Consider the following 20,720-nt stretch of genomic DNA (forward strand, 5'->3'; position numbering starts at 1 on the left):
AAACATCATTATGTGTGGAATTGTTGGTGCAGTAGCGCAACGCGATATCGCAGAGATTCTGCTGGAAGGTCTGCGTCGTCTTGAATATCGCGGATATGATTCGGCCGGTCTGGCCGTAGTCGATCGTCAGGGGCACGTCACGCGCCTGCGGCGGTTAGGGAAAGTGCAGAAACTGGCGGAAGCCGCTGAACAGCAGCCGCTGATTGGTGGCACCGGCATCGCGCACACGCGCTGGGCAACCCATGGCGAGCCGTCCGAAGCGAATGCGCATCCGCACGTCTCAGAGAACATCATCATCGTGCACAACGGCATCATTGAAAACCATGAGCCGCTGCGTGCTGAGCTGATTGAACGCGGCTATGTCTTTGCCTCTGAAACCGACACCGAAGTGGTGGCGCATCTGGTTCACTGGGAGCAGAAGCAGGGTGGATCGCTGCGTGACGTGGTGCTGCGCGTGATCCCGCAGCTGCGCGGTGCCTATGGCATGGTCATCATGGACAGCCGCGATCCTTCACGGCTGGTGGCGGCCCGTTCCGGCAGCCCGCTGGTCATTGGTCGCGGCGTGGGTGAAAACTTTATCGCCTCCGATCAGCTGGCGCTGCTGCCGGTCACCCGTCGCTTCATCTATCTGGAAGAGGGTGATATCGCCGAGATCAGCCGCCGCGACGTGACGGTAATCGATCGTGAAGGCAACAGCGTGACGCGCGCCGAGATTGAGTCGAACCTGCAATATGATGCCGGTGACAAAGGCATTTACCGTCACTACATGCAGAAAGAGATCTATGAACAGCCGATGGCGCTGAAAAGTACCCTGAGCGGTCGCTTCAGCCAGGGGAAGGTGGATCTCAGCGAGCTGGGTGCGGGTGCCGAGGCGCTGCTGAGCCAGGTCGAACATATCCAGATTATCGCCTGCGGCACCTCCTATAACTCTGGCATGGTGTCACGCTACTGGTTTGAGTCGCTGGCCAATATCCCCTGTGATGTTGAGATCGCCTCGGAGTTCCGCTACCGCAAGTCAGCGGTACGCAAAAACAGCCTGCTGATCACCCTGTCGCAGTCGGGCGAGACCGCCGACACCCTGGCGGCGCTGCGCCTCTCGAAAGAGCTGGGCTACCTGGGATCGCTGGCCGTCTGTAACGTGGCGGGTTCGTCACTGGTGCGGGAATCTGACCTGGCGCTGATGACCAAAGCGGGCACCGAGATTGGCGTCGCCTCGACCAAAGCGTTCACCACCCAGTTAGCGGTGCTGCTGATGCTGGTGGCAAAACTGGGCCGACTGAAAGGAATGTCTGCGGAGACTGAGCATGAGATCGTTCATGCCCTGCAGGCGCTGCCGAACCGGATTGAGCAGATGCTGGCGCAGGATAAGCTGATTGAGAATCTGGCCGAGGGCTTCTCTGACAAGCATCACGCGCTGTTCCTGGGCCGTGGCGATCAATACCCGATTGCCATGGAAGGGGCACTGAAGCTCAAGGAGATCTCCTACATTCATGCGGAGGCTTACGCCGCAGGCGAGCTGAAACATGGCCCACTGGCGCTGATTGATGCGGACATGCCGGTGATCGTGGTGGCACCTAATAACGAACTGCTGGAGAAGCTGAAATCCAACATCGAAGAGGTGCGCGCACGCGGCGGCCTGCTCTATGTGTTTGCCGATCAGGATGCGGGCTTCAGCGACAGTGACGGGATGAAGATTATCCCGTTGCCGCATGTCGAAGAGGTGATTGCCCCAATCTTCTACACCGTGCCGTTGCAGTTACTTTCCTATCACGTCGCCCTGATCAAAGGCACCGACGTCGACCAGCCCCGTAACCTGGCGAAATCGGTTACTGTGGAATAACCTGGTGGGCCCCGTCGCGGGCCCACTTCATTCTGGCCCTCTGTCATATAACTGTCACATTTCGTACATTTCACTGTCATCAAACTGTCCTATTTTCCCTCCTGCAGCAATCACTGACACTTACTAAAACGGCCCCGAGCCTGACTTTTCTCCCCTGGAGGGAATATGACACTGATGCGTAGCACCGTAGCCCGAATCCTCGCCACTACCTTCGCCGTAAGCGCGGTATCTGCTTTTGCGGCCACCGATCTGACTGGCGCAGGCGGGACGTTCCCGGCGCCGGTTTATGCCAAGTGGGCAGCAGAATATCAGCAAGCCACCGGTAGCAAAATTAACTACCAGGGTATCGGTTCATCTGGCGGCGTGAAACAGATCATCGCCAAAACCGTCGATTTTGGTGCGTCCGATGCACCAATGAAAGATGAAGATCTGCAGAAAAATGGCCTGTTCCAGTTCCCTACCGTCATCGGTGGCGTGGTACTGGCGGTTAACCTGCCGGGTATCAAGTCAGGTCAGCTGACGCTGGATGGCAAAACCGTCGGTGATATCTACCTCGGCACCATCAAAAAGTGGAACGACCCGGCGATCGCCAAACTTAACCCGGGCGTAAAACTGCCAGAGACCAACATCAACGTGGTGCGTCGCGCTGACGGTTCAGGCACCTCGTTCGTCTTCACCAGCTATCTGGCGAAGGTAAACCAGGACTGGAACAGCAAAATCGGTAAAGGCAACACCGTTAACTGGCCGGTAGGTTTGGGCGGTAAAGGCAACGACGGCGTCGCCGCCTTTGTTCAGCGTCTGCCGGGTTCTATCGGCTACGTGGAATATGCCTACGCCAAACAGAATAACCTGACCTACACCAAACTGATCGATGCCGATGGTAAAGCGGTCGCGCCGAGCGAAACCAGCTTCAGTAATGCTGCGAAAGGCGCTGACTGGAGCAAGTCGTTCGCGCAGGATCTGACCTTCCAGAAGGGCGCGGATGCCTGGCCTATCTCCTCAACCACCTTCATCCTGATCTACAAGGATCAGGCGAATGCGGCTAAGGGCGCTGAAGTGCTGAAGTTCTTCGACTGGGCTTACAAAAGCGGCAGCAAAACTGCTACAGCGCTGGACTATGCTGCGCTGCCAGAGAGCGTGACCGAGCAGATTCGCGCCGCCTGGAAAGCCAACATCAAAGACAGTTCTGGTAAAGCGCTTTATCAGTAATTGACCGACCCTGACCGGACTGCCGTCCGGTCAGACCCAACGGGCGGCCCATGCCGCCCTGATAACCTCTGAAGACTGAGACTTCTATGGCTGCAACGAAGCCGGCATTCAAAGCCCCAGGCAAACAAGGTGACAGAATTTTCGGTGCGCTGGTCCGGCTGGCTGCGCTGATTGTCCTGTTACTGATGGGGGGCATTATTGTCTCCCTGATCATTTCCTCGTGGCCCAGCATCCAGAAGTTTGGTTTCGCTTTTTTGTGGACCAAAACCTGGGATGCGCCCAATGAACAATTTGGCGCACTGGTGCCGATCTACGGCACCCTTGTGACCTCTATCATCGCCCTGATTATCGCCGTGCCGGTCAGTTTTGGTATCGCGCTGTTCCTGACTGAACTCGCGCCAGGCTGGCTGCGTCGCCCGCTGGGCACCGCCATTGAGCTACTGGCAGCAATTCCGAGTATCGTTTACGGCATGTGGGGCCTGTTTGTCTTCGCGCCGCTGTTTGCCGAATATTTTCAGACGCCGGTTAACGACGTGATGTCGGGTATTCCGATTGTCGGCGAGCTCTTCTCCGGCCCCGCTTTCGGTATCGGTATCCTCGCGGCGGGAGTGATTCTGGCGATCATGATCATCCCGTACATCGCCTCGGTGATGCGCGACGTCTTTGAGCAGACCCCGGTGATGATGAAAGAGTCAGCCTACGGCATCGGCTGTACCACCTGGGAGGTGATCTGGCGCATCGTCCTGCCGTTTACCAAAAATGGCGTGATTGGCGGCATCATGCTGGGACTGGGTCGTGCGCTGGGTGAGACCATGGCAGTCACCTTTATTATCGGCAACACCTACCAGCTCGACAGCCCGTCGCTGTTTATGCCGGGTAACAGCATCACCTCGGCGCTGGCCAACGAGTTTGCGGAAGCGGAGTCGGGCGTGCATGTTGCCGCGCTGATGGAGCTGGGGCTGATCCTGTTTGTGATTACCTTTATCGTTCTGGCGATTTCCAAGCTGATGATTATGCGCCTGGCGAAAAGTGAAGGAGCGCGCTCATGACCACGATTGAAATTCAGGCGCGCGCCGAACTGGACGCTTCACGCCGTAAAATGCAGTCCTGGCGCAGCACGAAAAATAAAATTGCGCTGACGCTGTCGCTGCTGACCATGGCGTTTGGCCTGTTCTGGCTGGTGTGGATCCTCTTCACCACCGTATCGCGCGGCGTGGATGGACTCTCCTGGTCCCTGTTCACCGAATCAACGCCACCACCGAATACGGCGGGCGGCGGGCTGGCGAATGCCCTGGCCGGGAGTGGCTTGCTGATTTTCTGGTCGACCTTCTTTGGCACGCCGCTGGGCATTCTGGCCGGTATCTATCTGGCGGAATATGGGCGCAAGTCCGCCCTGTCAGAGGTGATCCGCTTCATTAACGACATTCTGCTGTCGGCACCGTCGATTGTGGTCGGCCTGTTCGTCTACACACTTGTGGTGTCGCAGATGCAGCACTTCTCCGGCTGGGCCGGGGTGATAGCGCTGGCGCTGCTGCAGGTACCTATTGTGATTCGTACCACCGAAAATATGCTGCGGCTGGTGCCAGATAGCATGCGTGAAGCGGCTTATGCCCTTGGCACACCGAAGTGGAAGATGATCTCGGCCATCACCCTGAAAGCCTCGGTCTCCGGCATCATCACCGGCGTGCTGCTGGCGATTGCCCGCATCGCAGGGGAAACGGCTCCGCTGCTGTTTACGGCGCTGTCGAACCAGTTCTGGAGCACCGACATGATGCAGCCGCTGGCAAACCTGCCGGTCACCATCTTTAAGTTCGCCATGAGCCCGTTCGCCGAATGGCAGAGCCTGGCCTGGGCGGGCGTGCTGATCATTACCCTCTGCGTGCTGCTGCTGAACATTGTGGCGCGGGTGATTTTCGCTAAAGGTAAACACGGTTAACTTCCGGCGCGGCCCTGAGCGGCGCCGTATCAGAGAGATGAATGATGAGTATTGCGACAGCAACAGCCGATAAAATTCAGGTCCGTAATCTGAACTTCTATTACGGCAAGTTTCATGCGCTGAAGAACATTAACCTGGATATCGCTAAGAATCAGGTCACCGCGTTTATCGGCCCATCGGGCTGTGGTAAGTCGACCCTGCTGCGTACCTTCAATAAGATGTACTCGCTCTATCCGGAGCAGCGGGCCGAAGGGGACATTCTGCTGGATGGCGAAAACATTCTGGCGACACAGCAGGATATCGCGCTGCTGCGCGCGCGCGTCGGTATGGTATTCCAGAAGCCTACGCCGTTCCCGATGTCGATCTATGACAATATCGCCTTTGGCGTGCGCCTGTTTGAAAAGCTGTCACGTGCTGATATGGATGAGCGCGTACAGTGGGCGCTGACCAAAGCAGCGCTGTGGAATGAAACCAAAGACAAGCTGCATCAGAGCGGTTACAGTCTCTCCGGCGGCCAGCAGCAGCGTCTGTGCATTGCGCGTGGCATCGCGATTCGGCCGGAAGTCTTACTGCTGGATGAGCCCTGCTCCGCGCTGGATCCTATCTCCACTGGCCGCATTGAGGAGCTGATCACCGAGCTAAAGCAGGACTATACCGTGGTGATCGTGACGCACAATATGCAGCAGGCGGCACGCTGCTCTGACCATACTGCTTTCATGTATCTGGGCGAACTGATTGAGTTCAGCGACACCGACACGCTGTTCACCAAGCCCGCGCAGAAGCAAACCGAAGACTACATTACTGGCCGCTACGGCTGATCTGACAGGAGATCGACATGGATAATCTGAATAAGCACATCTCCGGTCAGTTCAATGCCGAACTGGAGCATATCCGCACCCAGGTAATGATCATGGGCGGCATGGTCGAGCAGCAGCTGACCGATGCGATCACCGCCATGCATAACCTGGATGGCGAGCTGGCGCAGCGGGTGATCGACGGCGACCAGAAGGTCAATATGATGGAAGTGGAGATTGATGAAGCCTGCGTGCGCATCATCGCCAAACGTCAGCCAACCGCAATCGATCTGCGGCTGGTGATGGCGATCATCAAAACCATTTCCGAACTGGAGCGCATTGGTGATGTGGCGGAGAAGATCAGCCGCACGGCGCTGGAGAAGTTTGGTCAGCAGCATCTGCCGCTGCTGGTCAGCCTGGAGTCACTGGGCCGCCACACCGTACAGATGCTGCATGATGTGCTGGACGCTTTCGCGCGGATGGATCTCAATGAGGCGATCACCATCTATCGTGAAGACAAAAAGGTGGATAAAGAGTACGAAGGCATTGTGCGCCAGCTGATGACCTACATGATGGAAGATCCCCGCACCATTCCCAGTGTGCTGACAGCATTGTTCTGCGCCCGTGCGATTGAGCGTATTGGCGATCGCTGCCAGAACATCTGCGAAATTATCTTCTATTTCGTCAAAGGTCAGGATTTCCGTCACGTTGGTGGAGATCGGCTCGATGAATTACTGTCAGGTGACGATGGCAGCAACCGCCCTTCCTGAGCCATTTTATCCCTGTGCCTGAGTAGCGCAGGGATAAGCCTTTTCAATTGGTCACATCCTGAACTCTCTTTATAATTGCGGCACTTTTCTCTCAGAGGTGCGCAACGATGTCCCCTTCTCCCCAATCTAAGCCGGGCGTCACGCCCGGTAAAGCGATGCTGGCTGCGGTCAGCGGTTATGCCATGGATGGATTTGACCTGCTGATACTCGGCTTTATGCTGCCGGCGATCAGCCTTTCGCTGGCGCTCAATCCTTCACAGGCGGGATCGCTGGTGACCTGGACGCTGATTGGCGCGGTTATTGGTGGCATTGTCTTTGGTCATCTCAGCGACCGTTTTGGCCGCATCCGTATGCTCACCGTCACGATTCTGGTCTTTTCTGTCTTCACCGGTCTGTGCGCGGTGGCGCAGGGCTACTGGGACCTGCTCGCCTGGCGAACGCTGGCGGGTGTGGGTCTGGGCGGCGAGTTTGGTATCGGCATGGCGCTGATTGCCGAAGCCTGGCCGGTGGAGAAGCGTAACCGCGCATCAGCGTGGGTCGGTATCGGCTGGCAGCTCGGCGTGCTGATGGCAGCCTTTATCACGCCGCCACTGCTGAATATCATTGGCTGGCGCGGCATGTTCCTGGTCGGATTATTACCGGCGCTGGTTTCGTTTGCCATTCGTCGCGGCATGGGCGAACCAGAGGCGTTTCAACGGCAGGTTAAACATGTGCCGTCGCTCTCCTTTCCGGCGCGCCTGAAGCTGCTGGTGCGCGATCGCGCGACCGCCAAAGCCAGTCTCGGTATTTTTATCCTTTGTTCCGTGCAGAACTTTGGTTACTACGGGCTGATGATCTGGATGCCGAGCTACCTCTCTTCCAGCTTCGGCTTCAGCCTCACCAAATCGGGCCTCTGGACGGCGGTCACCGTCGTCGGCATGACCTTTGGCATCTGGCTGTTTGGCGTGCTGGCCGACCGCTTTGCGCGCTGGAAAATCTTCCTGCTCTATCAGTTTGGTGCCGTGGTAATGGTGGTGGTCTACGCCCAGCTGCGCGATCCCACCATTATGCTGGTGACCGGCGCGATCATGGGGATGTTCGTTAACGGCATGATTGGCGGCTACGGTGCGCTGATTTCCGATACCTTTCCGCCGCAGGTGCGTGCCACCGCGCAAAACGTTCTGTTCAACCTGGGTCGTGGCGTGGGCGGCTTCGGCCCGGTGGTGATTGGTCTGCTGGCGAGCCAGTTCTCGTTCACCGCGGCGATTACCCTGCTGGCGCTGATCTACCTGCTGGATATTGTGGCGACGCTGTTCCTGCTGCCGAAGAAGCAGGGCCAGGAAGATACGCTGGGCGCGATCGGCTGACAGACGGTGGCCGGGGGATCGCTCTCCCGGCCATCAGGCCTTTCTGATACTGCTCAGCGTGCGCCGGGCAGGCACGATCAGTTCATCAGCGGCAGGAGCTGCCGATAGAGGGTTGCAAAGGTTTCCCGGCGTGAGCGGTACTCAGCCATTCTGTTCGCATCCGGCTGATGTCGCTGCACCAGAACCGGCGTCGGGACGGTAACGTCTGGAGCCAGCGCCTGCTGTGCCAGCCTCGCGGCCCCCAGTGCCGGGCCAACGTCCCCGCCGTGGCAGTAATCCAGCGTCTGACCACTGATATCTGCCAGCATCTGACGCCACAGGGCACTGCGCGCACCGCCACCGATCAACATAATGCTCTCCGGCTGAACGCCACATTCATGCAGTACGTCCATACCCTGCGCCAGGGCAAATCCCACCCCCTCCAGCACCGATCGTGCCAGCTCGGGACGACCATGCTGGTGGGTAAAGCCAAAGAAAGCGCCCCGGGCACTGGGGTTGTTATGCGGCGTGCGTTCTCCGGAAAGATAGGGCAGAAACCACAGCGCGGGCACGTCATCGCGCGCGCGCTCCGCTTCAGCCAGCAGTTCCGGAACATCTCTGCACCCGGTCAGCGTTGCCGCCCAGTCGAGACAGGATGCTGCACTGAGCATCACCGACATCAGATGCCAGCGCTGCGGTAACGCATGACAGAAGCTGTGAACCGCACGGTCCGGATTGCTGAGATAGCCGTCGCTCACCACAAAATAGACACCCGAGGTGCCCAGCGACAGCATGCCCTGGCCCGGTTCGGTCATGCCGACGCCAACTGCGCCCGCGGCATTGTCACCCCCGCCAGCGGCCAGCGGCACCGCGTTCATCTTCCAGCGCGTCGCCAGGTCGGCATGTAACGTGCCGGTCAGGGCATCGCCTTCATAGAGTTGCGGCATCTGATCGCGGCTGAGATCACAGGCTTGAAGCATCACATCGCTCCAGTCACGCTGCGCTACATCCAGCCACATCGTCCCTGCGGCATCGGCCATATCGGTGGCGAAGTCGCCACTCATCCGCCAGCGCAGATAATCCTTGGGCAGCAGCACATGAGCAACCCGACTGAAGATGGCCGGTTCATGCTGCTGCACCCACAGTAGCTTGGGAGCCGTGAAGCCGGGCATCATCAGGTTGCCGGTAATCAAACGCGAATCCGGCACCTTCTGCTCCAGCTCGCGGCACTGCGCCTCACTGCGTCCATCATTCCAGAGCATGGCCGGACGTAAGACCTGGTTTGCGCTGTCGAGCAGTGTTGCACCATGCATCTGTCCGCTCAGCCCGATGGCCTGCACCGCGCGCAGATCCTGCTGCGCGCTCAGGGCCTGCATGGATAAATCCAGCGCCTGCCACCAGCTTTCGGGATCCTGCTCGCTCCACAATGGCTGCGGACGCGAAACCTGCAGCGGCGACGTTTCTGTCGCCACCACGTTGCCCTGTGCATCCATCAGCACCACTTTGACGCCAGAGGTGCCTAAATCGATCCCGATAAACATGCGCTGCTCCTGAAGGGTTAGAAATCAAACAGGTAGTGATTCACCAGATTTTCCAGTTGCTCCTGACGTCCGCTCTGATGCTTCGGATTAAGCTGCTGCTGCTGAGCATGCGCCGCCAGTGCCTCCAGCGAAAACTCACCTTTCAAAATTTGCTGGCCGAACTCACCATTCCAGCCGCTGTAGCGCTGCGCCACACGCTTATCGAGCTCACCATCGCTGATCATGCGCGCCGCCACCTTCAGCGCCAGCGCCATCGTATCCATCGCGCCGATATGACCGTAGAAGAGATCATATTTGTCGGTGCTCTGACGACGCACTTTGGCATCAAAGTTTAAGCCGCCGGTGGTAAAGCCACCCGCTTTTAGGATTTCATACATCACCAGCGCGTTCTCTTCCACGCTGACCGGGAACTGATCGGTATCCCAGCCGCACTGTGGATCCCCGCGGTTAGCGTCCACGGAACCAAAAATGCCCAGCGCAATGGCGGTCGCAATTTCATGATGGAAGGAGTGACCGGCCAGCGTGGCGTGGTTCGCCTCAACGTTAACCTTAATCTCTTTCTCCAGTCCGAACTGTTTCAGGAAGCCATAAACTGTCGCGACATCGTAGTCATATTGATGTTTGGTCGGCTCCTGCGGTTTCGGTTCGATCAGCAGCGTTCCCTGGAAACCAATTTTGTGTTTATGCTCGACCACCATCTGCATAAAGCGGCCAATCTGTTCGCGCTCCTGGCGCAGATCGGTATTCAGCAGGGTTTCATAGCCTTCACGCCCGCCCCACAAGACATAGTTTTCACCGCCCAGGGTTTTGGTGGCTTGCATGGCGCTGCAGACCTGGGTCGCCGCCCAGGCAAAAACCTCAGGATCGGGATTAGTGGCAGCCCCGGCACCATAGCGCGGATGGGTAAAGCAGTTAGCCGTACCCCACAACAGTTTCACGCCGGTTTCCTGCTGTTTCTCCAGCAATTTATCGGTCATGGCAGCAAAGTTTTCTTTATAGCTGTGCAGCGAATCACCTTCCGGTGAGACATCGACGTCATGGAAGCAGTACCACGGCACATTCAGCTTATGGAAAAACTCAAAGGCGACATCGGCTTTCAGTTTTGCCTGCTGCAGCGCATCCCCGTTTTTCTGCCATGGACGATCAAAGGCACCGACACCAAACATATCCGCGCCATTCCAGCAGAAGGTGTGCCAGTAGCAGGCGGCAAAGCGCAGATGTTCCGCCATGGTCTTGCCGAGGATGACTTCATCGGGATTGTAGTGGCGGAAAGCGAGAGGATGCGTCGACTGGGTGCCTTCATAACGAACCCGATCGATCTGATCGAAATAAGCGTGCATGGTTTGCTCCTTAGCATCAGTACCCGGATGGTCTGCGTTGAAGCAATATTCAATATGGGCTGTAACCTCCGCTCAATTACGATATTTCATTACGGGTGTCAGATAATTATTATTTGTGCGCTGGCTCGCAAAATAGGGTTATTTACCTGCCGCTTTATCATTGTCACTCTCATGTCCGAAAAAGATGAAACCTCGATCGCGCTCATAAAAAAAGAAATAAACCAAAAAACGTAATAGCCGGATAAAAATCAGTAATTGCTGTGAAAGGAAAAGAAGGGCAACAATTCATCCGCCTGGTTTATCGGCCTGCGATAACAATAGCCTCCACCAACAGGATGATCACAATGAAGATGAAACATGCACTGTTAGCTGCCTGCGCGGCGCTGGCGCTCTTCAGCCAGACCAGCGTGGCAAAAGAAGTGAAGATCGGCATGGCAATTGACGATTTGCGCCTCGAGCGCTGGCAGAAAGACCGCGATATTTTCGTTAAACAGGCGGAGACGCTGGGCGCTAAGGTGTTTGTTCAGTCGGCGAACGGCAACGAGGAAACACAGATGTCGCAGATTGAAAATATGATCAATCGCGGTGTCGATGTGCTGGTGATTATTCCCTACAACGGTCAGGTATTGAGTAATGTTGTCGCTGAAGCGAAACGGGAAGGCATTAAAGTACTGGCCTATGACCGAATGATAAATAACGCCGATATCGACTTTTATATCTCGTTCGATAATGAAAAGGTGGGCGAGTTGCAGGCCGAAAGCATTGTGAAACAGGTGCCTGAGGGCAACTATTTTTTAATGGGCGGATCGCCGGTAGATAATAACGCCCGCCTGTTCCGCGCCGGACAGATGAAAGTGTTAAAACCTTATATCGACAACGGCAGCATTAAAATTGTCGGCGATCAGTGGGTCGATGCCTGGCTGCCAGAAAACGCCCTGAAAATTATGGAAAACGCCCTGACTGCCAACGGCAACCACATCGATGCGGTCGTGGCCTCCAACGATGCTACCGCAGGCGGTGCGATTCAGGCGCTGAGTGCACAGGGACTGGCAGGGAAAGTGGCCATCTCCGGCCAGGATGCCGATCTGGCGGCGATTAAGCGCATCAAAGCGGGCACTCAGACCATGACGGTGTACAAACCGATCACCGAGCTGGCGACCGAAGCGGCGAAAATTGCCGTCGAGCTGGGTGAGGGCAAAACGCCAGCCAGCAACAGCAAGCTGAATAATGGCCTGAAAGAGGTGCCGTCGCGACTGCTGAAGCCAATTCCGGTCAACAAAGACAATATCGAAAGCACCGTGGTGAAAGACGGTTTCCACAAACAGAGCGAACTCTGACCGCGCATAGCGTGAGGGAGAACAGTCGATGCTGCTGGAAATGAAAAACATCACCAAGCGTTTCGGTGCTGTGAAGGCGCTGAATGATGTCAGCCTGCAACTGGAGGCGGGCGAAGTGATGTCGCTGTGTGGAGAGAATGGATCGGGTAAATCAACGCTGATGAAAATCCTGTGCGGACTCTATCCGCACGGCGATTTTGACGGGCAGATTCACTTCTCTGGCGACGAGATTCAGGCGCAGACCATTCGCGACACCGAGCGTAAAGGCATTGTGATTATTCATCAGGAGCTGGCGCTGGTGCGGCAACTCACGGTGATGGAGAACATCTTCCTCGGTGCCGAACTGAGCCGTTTCGGCATGGTGGATGACGAAACCATGACCCTGCGCTGCCAGCAGCTGCTGGCGCGGGTCGGGCTGAACGTCTCTCCCGCGACCCGGGTCGGTGAGTTAGGCCTGGGCCAGCAGCAGCTGGTGGAGATCGCCCGTGCCCTCAACAAACAGGTCCGGCTACTGATTCTGGATGAGCCGACCTCATCGCTGACGGAGCAGGAGACGGATGTGCTGCTGGGCATCATCCGTAATCTGCGCGAACACGGCATTGCCTGCATCTACATCTCACACAAGCTGAATGAGGTGAAGGCGATCTCCGACACTATCTGCGTGATCCGTGACGGCCAGCATATCGCCACCCGTCCGGCGGCGGGGCTGAGCGAAGATGACATTATCACCATGATGGTCGGACGCGAGCTGACCGCGCTCTATCCCCACGCGCCGCATCAGATAGGCGAGGTGATACTGAAGGTCGATAACCTCACCGCCTGGCATCCGGTTAACCGCCACATCCGCCGGGTTAACAATGTTTCATTCACGCTCAGACGCGGTGAAATTCTGGGTATCGCCGGGCTGGTGGGGGCGGGCAGGACCGAAACCGTGCAGTGTCTGTTTGGCGTCTGGCCGGGACGCTGGCAGGGTGATATCTGGATCAATGGCCAGCAGGTCAGTATCACCGACTGCCGCGCTGCTATTGCGCACGGCATCGCGATGGTGCCAGAAGATCGTAAAAAGGATGGCATCGTGCCGCTGATGGCGGTGGGCAAAAATATCACCCTGGCGGCGCTGGACCAGTTCAGCCACCGTCTCTCCACTCTGGATGAAGCGCAGGAGCAGCAGGCGATCAACGACGCGATCAGCCGGCTGCGGGTGAAAACCTCCTCATCGGAACTGCCGATTGGCCGCCTGAGCGGCGGCAACCAGCAGAAAGCGATTCTGGCGAAGTGCCTGCTGCTTAATCCCAAAATCCTGATCCTGGATGAACCGACGCGCGGCATCGATGTGGGCGCACGTCAGGAGATCTACCTGCTGATCAATGCGCTGGTGCAGCAGGGTATCGCGGTGATTGTGATTTCATCTGAGCTGCCGGAGGTGCTGGGCCTGAGCGATCGGGTGCTGGTGATGCATGAAGGGCAGATCAAAGCCGATCTGATTAACGATAACCTGACTCAGGAGCAGGTGATGGAAGCTGCCCTGCGGAGTGAACATTATGCTTAAAAGTGAAAGTACCCAAAGCCGCTTCACTGGCACGCCGGGCAAACCCTCACCGGGCAGGTTCACGCTGCCCAATCTGCAGGTGCTGGTGATGCTGGGCGCGATTGTGCTGATTGCGCTGTTCTTTACCTGGACCACCGACGGCGCGTGGCTCAGTGCGCGTAATGTTTCCAACCTGCTGCGTCAGACCGCCATCACCGGCATTCTGGCGGTGGGCATGGTGTTCGTGATTATCTCGGCGGAGATCGACCTGTCAGTCGGCTCCATGATGGGGTTACTGGGCGGCGCGGCGGCGATATTCGACGTCTGGCTCGGCTGGCCGTTGCCTCTGACCATCGTGGTGACGCTGGTGATGGGGCTGTTGCTCGGTACCTGGAATGGCTGGTGGGTAGCCTACCGTAAAGTGCCGTCGTTTATCGTTACGCTGGCGGGAATGCTGGCGTTCCGCGGCATTCTGGTCGGAATTACCGACGGCACTACGGTTGCGCCCATTACACCGGGTATGTCGCAGATTGGACAGAGTTATCTGCCGGGCGGCGTCGGTTTCGGCTTTGGCGTTGCCGGGCTGGCGCTGTTTATGCTGTGGCAGTGGCGTCTGCGCCTGCGTCGTCAGCAGCTTGGACTGCCGCAGGGTGCAGCCAGCGGCACCGTAGGGCGTCAGGCAATCACCGCCATCTTAGTGCTTGGTGCCATCTGGTTACTCAACGACTATCGCGGCGTGCCGACGCCAGTATTACTGCTTGCCGTACTGTTGCTGGCGGGCATGTTTATGGCCACCCGTACCGCTTTTGGCCGTCGTATCTATGCCATCGGCGGCAACATTGATGCTGCCCGACTGTCTGGCATTAACGTGGCGCGCACCAAACTGGCGGTGTTCGCCATCAACGGCGTGATGGTGGCGATTGCCGGGCTGATCCTGAGTTCAAGGCTGGGCGCAGGCTCGCCGTCGGCGGGTAACATCGCAGAACTGGACGCGATTGCCGCCTGCGTGATCGGCGGCACCAGCCTGGCGGGCGGTGTCGGGTCGGTGGCGGGCGCGGTAATGGGGGCCTTTATCATGGCCTCGCTGGATAACGGCATGAGCATGATGGATGTGCCGACCTTCTGGCAGTACATCGTCAAAGGCGCGATTCTGCTGCTGGCGGTGTGGATGGATACCGCAACGCGGCGTCGGGTGTAATCGCGCGGGCGATCACATTGTGGCGCAAACAATTTTTTTGCCCCTTTCAGCCGTGTTATGCAATGCGCTGAGGATTTAAGGGAACGCGCCACCATGCATGATAAACGCTATCGCATTACGCTGCTGTTTAACGCTAATAAAGTGTATGACCGCCAGGTTGTTGAGGGCGTCGGAGAGTATCTGCAGGCGTCGCAGACTGACTGGGATATCTTCATCGAGGAAGATTTCCGCTGTCGCATCGACAATATCCGTGAGTGGCTGGGCGATGGCGTGATCGCTGATTACGACGATCGTTCTATCGAAAGCCTGCTGTCGAATGTCTCTGTGCCGATTGTCGGCGTTGGCGGCTCTTACCATCGGCAGGAAGATTATCCTCCAGTTCATTACATCGCCACGGATAACGCCGCACTGGTGGAGAAAGCCTTTCTGCATCTGAAAGAGAAGGGCATTAACCGCTTTGCCTTTTATGGTTTACCGGCCTCCAGCGGCAAGCGCTGGGCACAGGAGCGGGAACAGGCGTTTCGCCAGCTGGTGGGACGCGAGCGCTATCAGGGCGTGGTTTATCAGGGCATGGAAACCGCGCCAGAAAACTGGCAGCACGCTCAGAACCGGCTTGCCGACTGGCTGCAGACGCTGCCGCCGCAGACCGGCATTATTGCCGTCACCGACTCACGGGCGCGACATCTGCTGCAGGCGTGCGAACATCTGAAAATACCGGTGCCGGAGAAACTTACGGTGATCGGGATTGATAATGAGGAGCTGACCCGCTACCTGTCACGCGTGGCGCTCTCGTCCGTAGCACAGGGCTCGCGACAGATGGGCTATCAGGCGGCCAAACTGCTGCACCGGCTGCTGGATAAGCAGCCTCTGCCGCTTCAGCGCATTCTGGTGCCGCCGGTGAAAGTGATCGCCCGACGCTCTACCGATTTCCGTTCACTGCGCGATCCAGCGGTGATTCAGGCGATGCACTACATCCGCTTTAACGCCTGTAAGGGAATTAAAGTGGAGCAGGTGCTGGATGCGGTAGGACTGTCACGATCTAACCTGGAAAAACGCTTCCGGGATGAGACCGGCGACACTATCCATGCGATGATCCACCGCGAAAAGCTGGAAAAGGCCCGCGAACTGCTGGCTTCCTCGTCGCTCAACATCAACGAGATCTCACAGATGTGCGGCTACCCTTCGCTGCAATACTTCTACTCAGTTTTCCGCAAAAGCTACGACACCACGCCGAAAGAGTATCGGCAGCATTTTGGGGAAAACCTGCTTTAACGACAGACCGGAGTAAAGAACGCCCGGGTTTTCATGTAATGGACAGGATGAAAATTATATTTCATCCTGATGCCTCGCTGTCAGTTCAGGGGCCAGCTTCGCAGGCTTAATCTGCCAGCCGGAACAGCCCAGCCTCATTAGATTAAGAGCATAAAAATCAGGCGTTAAGGCTGAGGGCTGGCGGGATATTTTATCAGTCCCATACGGACCGCTTCAGCCGATATTTCTTCTGTCATCAGGCGTTTACCCTTGATTGGAAAACCTCACTGCCCGGATTTTACTGTTATCTTATTGATTAATATGATCTTTATTCAGGATTGTCACTCAGCAAGTTTATAATTTTTTCCAACCTGCCTCACACTTTTGAAAGAATTAATCCAAATTTTCCCATTTAGAAAATATATTTCACTGGTGTCTGCTCGCTGAAATTCCTGAACCTCTGACCTGTCACGTCTCCTGTTACTGAACCGATGCGGTTCAGGCAGTAGAGAAAAGGAGCCTGTAAAAATGGAAACCCGGCATAAACGTTACAACATGAAATATGTCATGCTCTGTTGCACCGTCGCCGCTTTTGGTGGCCTGCTGATGGGCTATGACTCGTCGATTATCTCTGGCGCTATTGAGCCGCTTAGTGACTATTTCCAGCTGACCCCGGCAGAAACCGGCTGGGCAGTGTCTAATATCCTGCTTGGCAGTCTGGTGGGCTGCTTTATTGCGCCAAAGCTGAGCGATAAATTTGGCCGCAAAAAGTCGCTCGCTATCACGGCGCTACTGTTTACTGCCTCGGTGGTGGGGACTGCCATCGCCCATAACTTCTTCACCTTTGTCGCCTTTCGTATTCTTGGCGGATTAGCAATCGGGCTGGCCTCGGTGATTTCGCCAATCTATCTGGCTGAGCTTTCACCGTCGAAGTATCGCGGTCGCACCAGCGCGCTCTATGCGGTGTGCTGCGTCGGTGGGCAATCGGTGGTTCTGCTCACCAACTACTTCATTAATAAATCGATGCTGCCAGAGGTGATGGTCGATACAGGCTGGCGCTATATCCTGGCAACCGCGCTGGTGCCCTGTGCGCTGTTTATCTTTTTCATTGCTTTTATACCGGAATCACCGCGCTGGAACGTTCTGAAAGGCAAAGACAAAGAGGCGCTGGATACGCTGAGCAAAATCTCTGACCCGGTCCATGCCCGCACCGTTTTCAATGAAATTAAACACTCTTTCTCTGATGAGGCGGCGACCCGCCATAAATCCCGACTCCGCCTGAACAAAACCACGGTGCCGTTGCTCATCATTGGTATTGGCCTGGCTGTCGGCAACCAGATTAGCGGCATCAATGTGATTCAGTATTTCGGACCAACGTTGCTGAAAAATGTGTCCGGCAGCACGGATTCGGCGCTGCTCCAGACCTTCTGGCTGTCTGTATGTCAGTTTGTGGGCGTGCTGATGGGTATGGCGCTGATTGATAAAGTCGGACGTCGTAAGCTGTTACTGCTGGGGGCGATTACCTCTGCCGTTTTCCTTGCCTACACCTTTATCGCTTTCTATTACCGTTTGCCCGGCTTGCTGGCGGTGGTGGGACTGTTTGCCTATATGGTTTTCTTTGGCATGACCTGGGGACAGATTGTCTGGACCGTACTGGGCGAGCTGTTTCCGACAGAAATCCGCTCAATCTGTGTCGGCATCTCCATTTGCGCCATGTCGATGGCCAATTTTGTCATCAGCACCACATTCCCGATTCTGAACAGTAATGCTTTTCTGCTTGAGATTTTTCACGGTGGCTTCCCGCTGTTACTGTTTGCGCTTTTTTCACTGGCTATGTACTTCTTCACTTTCCGCTATCTGCCGGAAACGGCTGGAATGCCGCTGGAGAAAATTCACGCGCGTGTGCTGGAGAAGTTTAATGTTGACCCGCGTGAGGCGGGCGAACGGACAGATGCACCGGTCAGTGAGACGCGATCATAAAGAAGAGGGCAGTCTGTGGGGGTACGCTCACCCCACCCGCTGCTCACTCTGTTCCAGCACCGCCAGCGCCAGCCCGTTAGCCGGGTCAATCCGGGTTTCCGGGAAGTGCAGCTGAGTGTGCGCGGCAGTAAAGGCCAGCGCGTTGCCGTGTGCGGTATCGCGCACCGCCTTGCAGAAGCGCTCACTGACGTTCCACGGACAATCAATGATGATGGTGGCGGGGTTCAGCAGCAGCATGATCTGACTCAGCGCCGCACCGAGATAGCCACCCGCCTGGGCCATCACCGTATCCACCACGCGTGGCGCGCTGTCGCGGTTCTGCCAGTTCAGGCCTGGCTGATGCTGCGCCAGCAGCTGATTCACCGCAGGCTTGCTGACCAGCGCCTCCAGACAGCCGCGCCGGCCACAGCTGCAGCGCGGCCCGCCGGGCTGAACGATCAGATGTCCTGCTTCACCCGCCGTCCAGCTGTGTCCGGTAAATACCTGACCCTGTTGTACCAGTGCGCCGCCAATCCCCTCGGAAATACGCAGATAAAAATGGCCGCTCTCCGGCGATAATCCACTTTGCCCGACAGCCAGTAGCGCAGCGGCTTTAACATTATTCATAATGCTGATGGGCAGACGGACGTGCTTGCGCAGCGTGGTCAGCAGGTCAACATCCTGCCATTCCAGCGGCAATGAAATGTGCATCCAGCCGCGCCGGGGATCGACGATGCCGGGGAAGCCAAGGCCAATACCGAGCAGGTCGGGATAACGTTCTGTCAGTTCCCGGCACAGCATAGCCAGTTCAGCCAGCAGGCGGGTCGGGTGACGGGTATCGGTGCGCAGCGTCGCTTCTGCCAGCACCTGTGAAAAATAGTCGCAGACCCGCCAGTGGATCACGTTGCGTTCCACCATGACGCCTGCGCTCTTAAGCTTTTCCGGCCGCAGGGTGATCCCGATCTTAGGCCGTCCGGCTGCTGCGACGCTGACCGGCCCCAGTTCCTCTATCAGACCCTGCTCCAGCAGGTCATCAATGATTAACGAGACCGTATTTTTGCTGAGGGTCAGCGCCTCCGCCAGATCCTGACGCGACGTCACGCGGAGCTTACGCAGCTGAGCCATCACCCGTTTCTGATTATTCAGTCGCAGTAGTGCGGGGCCTTTGCCGTTCGTTTTCATCACGGATTCACCCAACAGAGGAGTAAGAATTGAGTGTATCAGCCCCGGCGCATTCTTCATGCCACACTTTTGCGGGCTGTTTCACACAACCCGATAGGTGGTGGCTGAGATCGTGATGGCGATCAGATTGCCGGATTAAGCCTGGCTTTTCTGCTGTACCGGCGGCCTCATTAGCGCAATGACCCGGCGTAGCCTCTGTTTAATACTCGTCGCCGCGTACCCGACTGCGATAACTTTCCCAGTCGAAACGTACCCACAAGCTGTTGCCCAGGCGCATACGGTCCATGACGCGCTCGCCCAGCAGCGCATTCATGCCCGCATGGTCGAGGTTGGATAACATGCCGGTCGGGCGTTTCGATGAAGAACGGCGATCGACAATCTGGTTGATAATCACTTTTTCGTAGCGCGATTCGCTCTGCATACCGATCTCATCAATCACCAGCAGATCGACACTGCTGAGATCCTGAATCAGTCGCTCTTCGGTAATGCCGCTGCTGCCGCTGAAGGTGCCCTTCATGCTCGACATCAGATCGGCCACTGTCACGATCAGCACGCTTTTACCGCGCAGGATCAGGTCATTACCAATCGCGGCGGCCAGATGGTTTTTACCGGTGCCAGGACGCCCGGAAAAGACAAAGCTGGCGATGCTGCCATCAAACTCAGCGGCGTACTGACGTGCCAGCTCCAGCGCTTTGCGCTGTCCCTCGTTCTCTACGCGGTAATTATCAAACGAGCAGTTCATGTGCAGCTCGCGAATGCCGGAACGGCCCATCACGCGCTGCATTTTCATTGCGCGGTTCTCACGCACAATCGCTTCAGATCGCAGGCGGCCCTGCTCCTGATTCCACGCCAGCAGCTCTTTGCCATTGGCAAATTTAGGACGGGTGCCCGCAGGCATCATTCTTTTCAGACGGTTAAAGAGATCATCTGGCGTTTTCATCATTCACCTCGGAAACCATCGGGAATGGTACGGTCAGGATCAGGCAACTGCGTGATATCACGCTTCGGTTGCCCGCCGTTTGCGGCGCGGTTCATCTGAAGGCTGCGCGCCAGCTTCTGTTGCCACTGCACATGATGGAACATCCGGCCTTCCGCCTGCCAGTAGGCCACAAAGGCCGCCAGCTCGCCAGGCGTCACCGGTTCACTCAGCGCCACGCCCCAGATGGCGGCCTGACGTGTAAAGTCGCCATCCGGTTGCCAGCCAGGATACATGACAAATTTACCTGCCGGCGTGTGAATTGCAGCAGGCGCATCGTCATAGAGGCTGTCATCCAGTGCGACATCATTCGGCTGCCGCGCGGCGGCTTCCAGCGCCAGCAGTTCAGCCAGACGCGCCGGCGTGATGGCATACATCACCGGCGCATAATTATCTAACACCGCCAGCGTGCCCTTTTCCGCCTGCTGCAGGGCAGTCAGCGGATCCTGTCGGAAGGCATCCAGGCCAATGAGCGTTGAAGTTAAGATTTTAGCTGACATGAAAAGACCTGAGGTTAACGAACACCTTGCGCCG

At 56.9% G+C, this 20,720-nt stretch carries 17 protein-coding genes; 12 read left to right on the forward strand and 5 right to left on the reverse strand.

From position 1 onward, the window contains the following. Positions 1-10 precede the first annotated feature (10 nt). From glmS to F3I44_RS17570, 7 genes are all read left to right on the forward strand, one after another. Positions 11-1,840, forward strand: a complete 1,830-nt coding sequence (glmS, locus tag F3I44_RS17540; RefSeq protein WP_150014460.1) for a glutamine--fructose-6-phosphate transaminase (isomerizing) — start codon at positions 11-13, stop codon at positions 1,838-1,840. A gap of 165 nt (positions 1,841-2,005) precedes the next feature. Beyond that, the gene (gene pstS, locus F3I44_RS17545; RefSeq protein WP_033784347.1) at positions 2,006-3,049 is read left to right on the forward strand and encodes a phosphate ABC transporter substrate-binding protein PstS; all 1,044 of its coding nucleotides are present in this window, start codon (positions 2,006-2,008) and stop codon (positions 3,047-3,049) included. An 86-nt stretch (positions 3,050-3,135) separates the two neighbouring features. After that, positions 3,136-4,098 carry a phosphate ABC transporter permease PstC gene (gene pstC, locus F3I44_RS17550; RefSeq protein ID WP_150014462.1) on the forward strand — a complete coding sequence of 321 codons (963 nt, stop codon included), beginning with the start codon at positions 3,136-3,138 and terminating at the stop codon, positions 4,096-4,098. Beyond that, positions 4,095-4,985: a phosphate ABC transporter permease PstA gene (pstA, locus tag F3I44_RS17555; RefSeq protein ID WP_009088221.1), complete on the forward strand. Its 891-nt coding sequence runs from the start codon at positions 4,095-4,097 to the stop codon at positions 4,983-4,985. Before pstC ends, pstA begins: the two co-directional genes overlap by 4 nt. Positions 4,986-5,029: 44 nt before the next feature. Further along, positions 5,030-5,803 (forward strand): phosphate ABC transporter ATP-binding protein PstB, encoded by a 774-nt coding sequence (gene pstB, locus F3I44_RS17560; protein WP_013359568.1) that lies wholly within the window; start codon positions 5,030-5,032, stop codon positions 5,801-5,803. Positions 5,804-5,814: 11 nt separating this feature from the next. Beyond that, positions 5,815-6,549, forward strand: a complete 735-nt coding sequence (gene phoU, locus F3I44_RS17565) for a phosphate signaling complex protein PhoU (RefSeq protein ID WP_150019499.1) — start codon at positions 5,815-5,817, stop codon at positions 6,547-6,549. Positions 6,550-6,656: 107 nt separating this feature from the next. Beyond that, a complete protein-coding gene (locus F3I44_RS17570) occupies positions 6,657-7,895 on the forward strand; it encodes an MFS transporter (RefSeq protein ID WP_150014464.1) in 1,239 nt (412 codons plus the stop codon). A 77-nt stretch (positions 7,896-7,972) separates the two neighbouring features. Here F3I44_RS17570 and xylB read toward each other — a convergent pair whose 3' ends face one another. Together xylB and xylA are read right to left on the reverse strand one after the other, a co-directional pair. Next, positions 7,973-9,415 carry a xylulokinase gene (gene xylB, locus F3I44_RS17575; RefSeq protein ID WP_150014466.1) on the reverse strand — a complete coding sequence of 481 codons (1,443 nt, stop codon included), beginning with the start codon at positions 9,413-9,415 and terminating at the stop codon, positions 7,973-7,975. A 17-nt stretch (positions 9,416-9,432) separates the two neighbouring features. Further along, complete coding sequence (gene xylA / locus F3I44_RS17580) at positions 9,433-10,755, reverse strand: xylose isomerase (RefSeq protein WP_150014468.1); 1,323 nt, start codon at positions 10,753-10,755, stop codon at positions 9,433-9,435. Between the two features lie 344 nt (positions 10,756-11,099). On the opposite strand from xylA, the gene xylF reads away from it, so the two are divergent. The 5 genes from xylF (at position 11,100) to F3I44_RS17610 (ending at position 18,049) form a co-directional block, all read left to right on the forward strand. Continuing rightward, positions 11,100-12,092 (forward strand): D-xylose ABC transporter substrate-binding protein, encoded by a 993-nt coding sequence (gene xylF / locus F3I44_RS17590; protein WP_150014470.1) that lies wholly within the window; start codon positions 11,100-11,102, stop codon positions 12,090-12,092. A 28-nt stretch (positions 12,093-12,120) separates the two neighbouring features. After that, a complete protein-coding gene (locus F3I44_RS17595; protein WP_150014472.1) occupies positions 12,121-13,641 on the forward strand; it encodes a xylose ABC transporter ATP-binding protein in 1,521 nt (506 codons plus the stop codon). Continuing rightward, the gene (xylH, locus tag F3I44_RS17600; protein ID WP_150014474.1) at positions 13,634-14,818 is read left to right on the forward strand and encodes a xylose ABC transporter permease XylH; all 1,185 of its coding nucleotides are present in this window, start codon (positions 13,634-13,636) and stop codon (positions 14,816-14,818) included. The genes F3I44_RS17595 and xylH overlap by 8 nt, the downstream gene beginning before the upstream one ends. A gap of 93 nt (positions 14,819-14,911) precedes the next feature. Continuing rightward, positions 14,912-16,090 (forward strand): D-xylose utilization transcriptional activator XylR, encoded by a 1,179-nt coding sequence (gene xylR, locus F3I44_RS17605; RefSeq protein WP_033784354.1) that lies wholly within the window; start codon positions 14,912-14,914, stop codon positions 16,088-16,090. A 507-nt stretch (positions 16,091-16,597) separates the two neighbouring features. After that, on the forward strand, positions 16,598-18,049 hold the full coding sequence (locus F3I44_RS17610) for a sugar porter family MFS transporter (RefSeq protein ID WP_150014478.1): 1,452 nt from the start codon (positions 16,598-16,600) through the stop codon (positions 18,047-18,049). A 27-nt stretch (positions 18,050-18,076) separates the two neighbouring features. Here F3I44_RS17610 and F3I44_RS17615 read toward each other — a convergent pair whose 3' ends face one another. The 3 genes from F3I44_RS17615 to dnaT all read right to left on the reverse strand — a co-directional run bounded on the left by F3I44_RS17615 (position 18,077) and on the right by dnaT (position 20,686). Next, positions 18,077-19,210, reverse strand: coding sequence for an ROK family transcriptional regulator (locus F3I44_RS17615; RefSeq protein WP_150014480.1), 1,134 nt, complete (start codon positions 19,208-19,210; stop codon positions 18,077-18,079). Between the two features lie 199 nt (positions 19,211-19,409). Next, the gene (gene dnaC, locus F3I44_RS17620; protein WP_150014562.1) at positions 19,410-20,150 is read right to left on the reverse strand and encodes a DNA replication protein DnaC; all 741 of its coding nucleotides are present in this window, start codon (positions 20,148-20,150) and stop codon (positions 19,410-19,412) included. Continuing rightward, positions 20,150-20,686 (reverse strand): primosomal protein DnaT, encoded by a 537-nt coding sequence (gene dnaT, locus F3I44_RS17625; RefSeq protein WP_150014482.1) that lies wholly within the window; start codon positions 20,684-20,686, stop codon positions 20,150-20,152. The genes dnaC and dnaT overlap by 1 nt, the downstream gene beginning before the upstream one ends. Positions 20,687-20,720: the final 34 nt, after the last annotated feature.

Origin of the sequence: Pantoea sp. F_5 (assembly GCF_008631595.1) — a bacterium.
Lineage (GTDB): Bacteria > Pseudomonadota > Gammaproteobacteria > Enterobacterales > Enterobacteriaceae > Pantoea > Pantoea gossypiicola.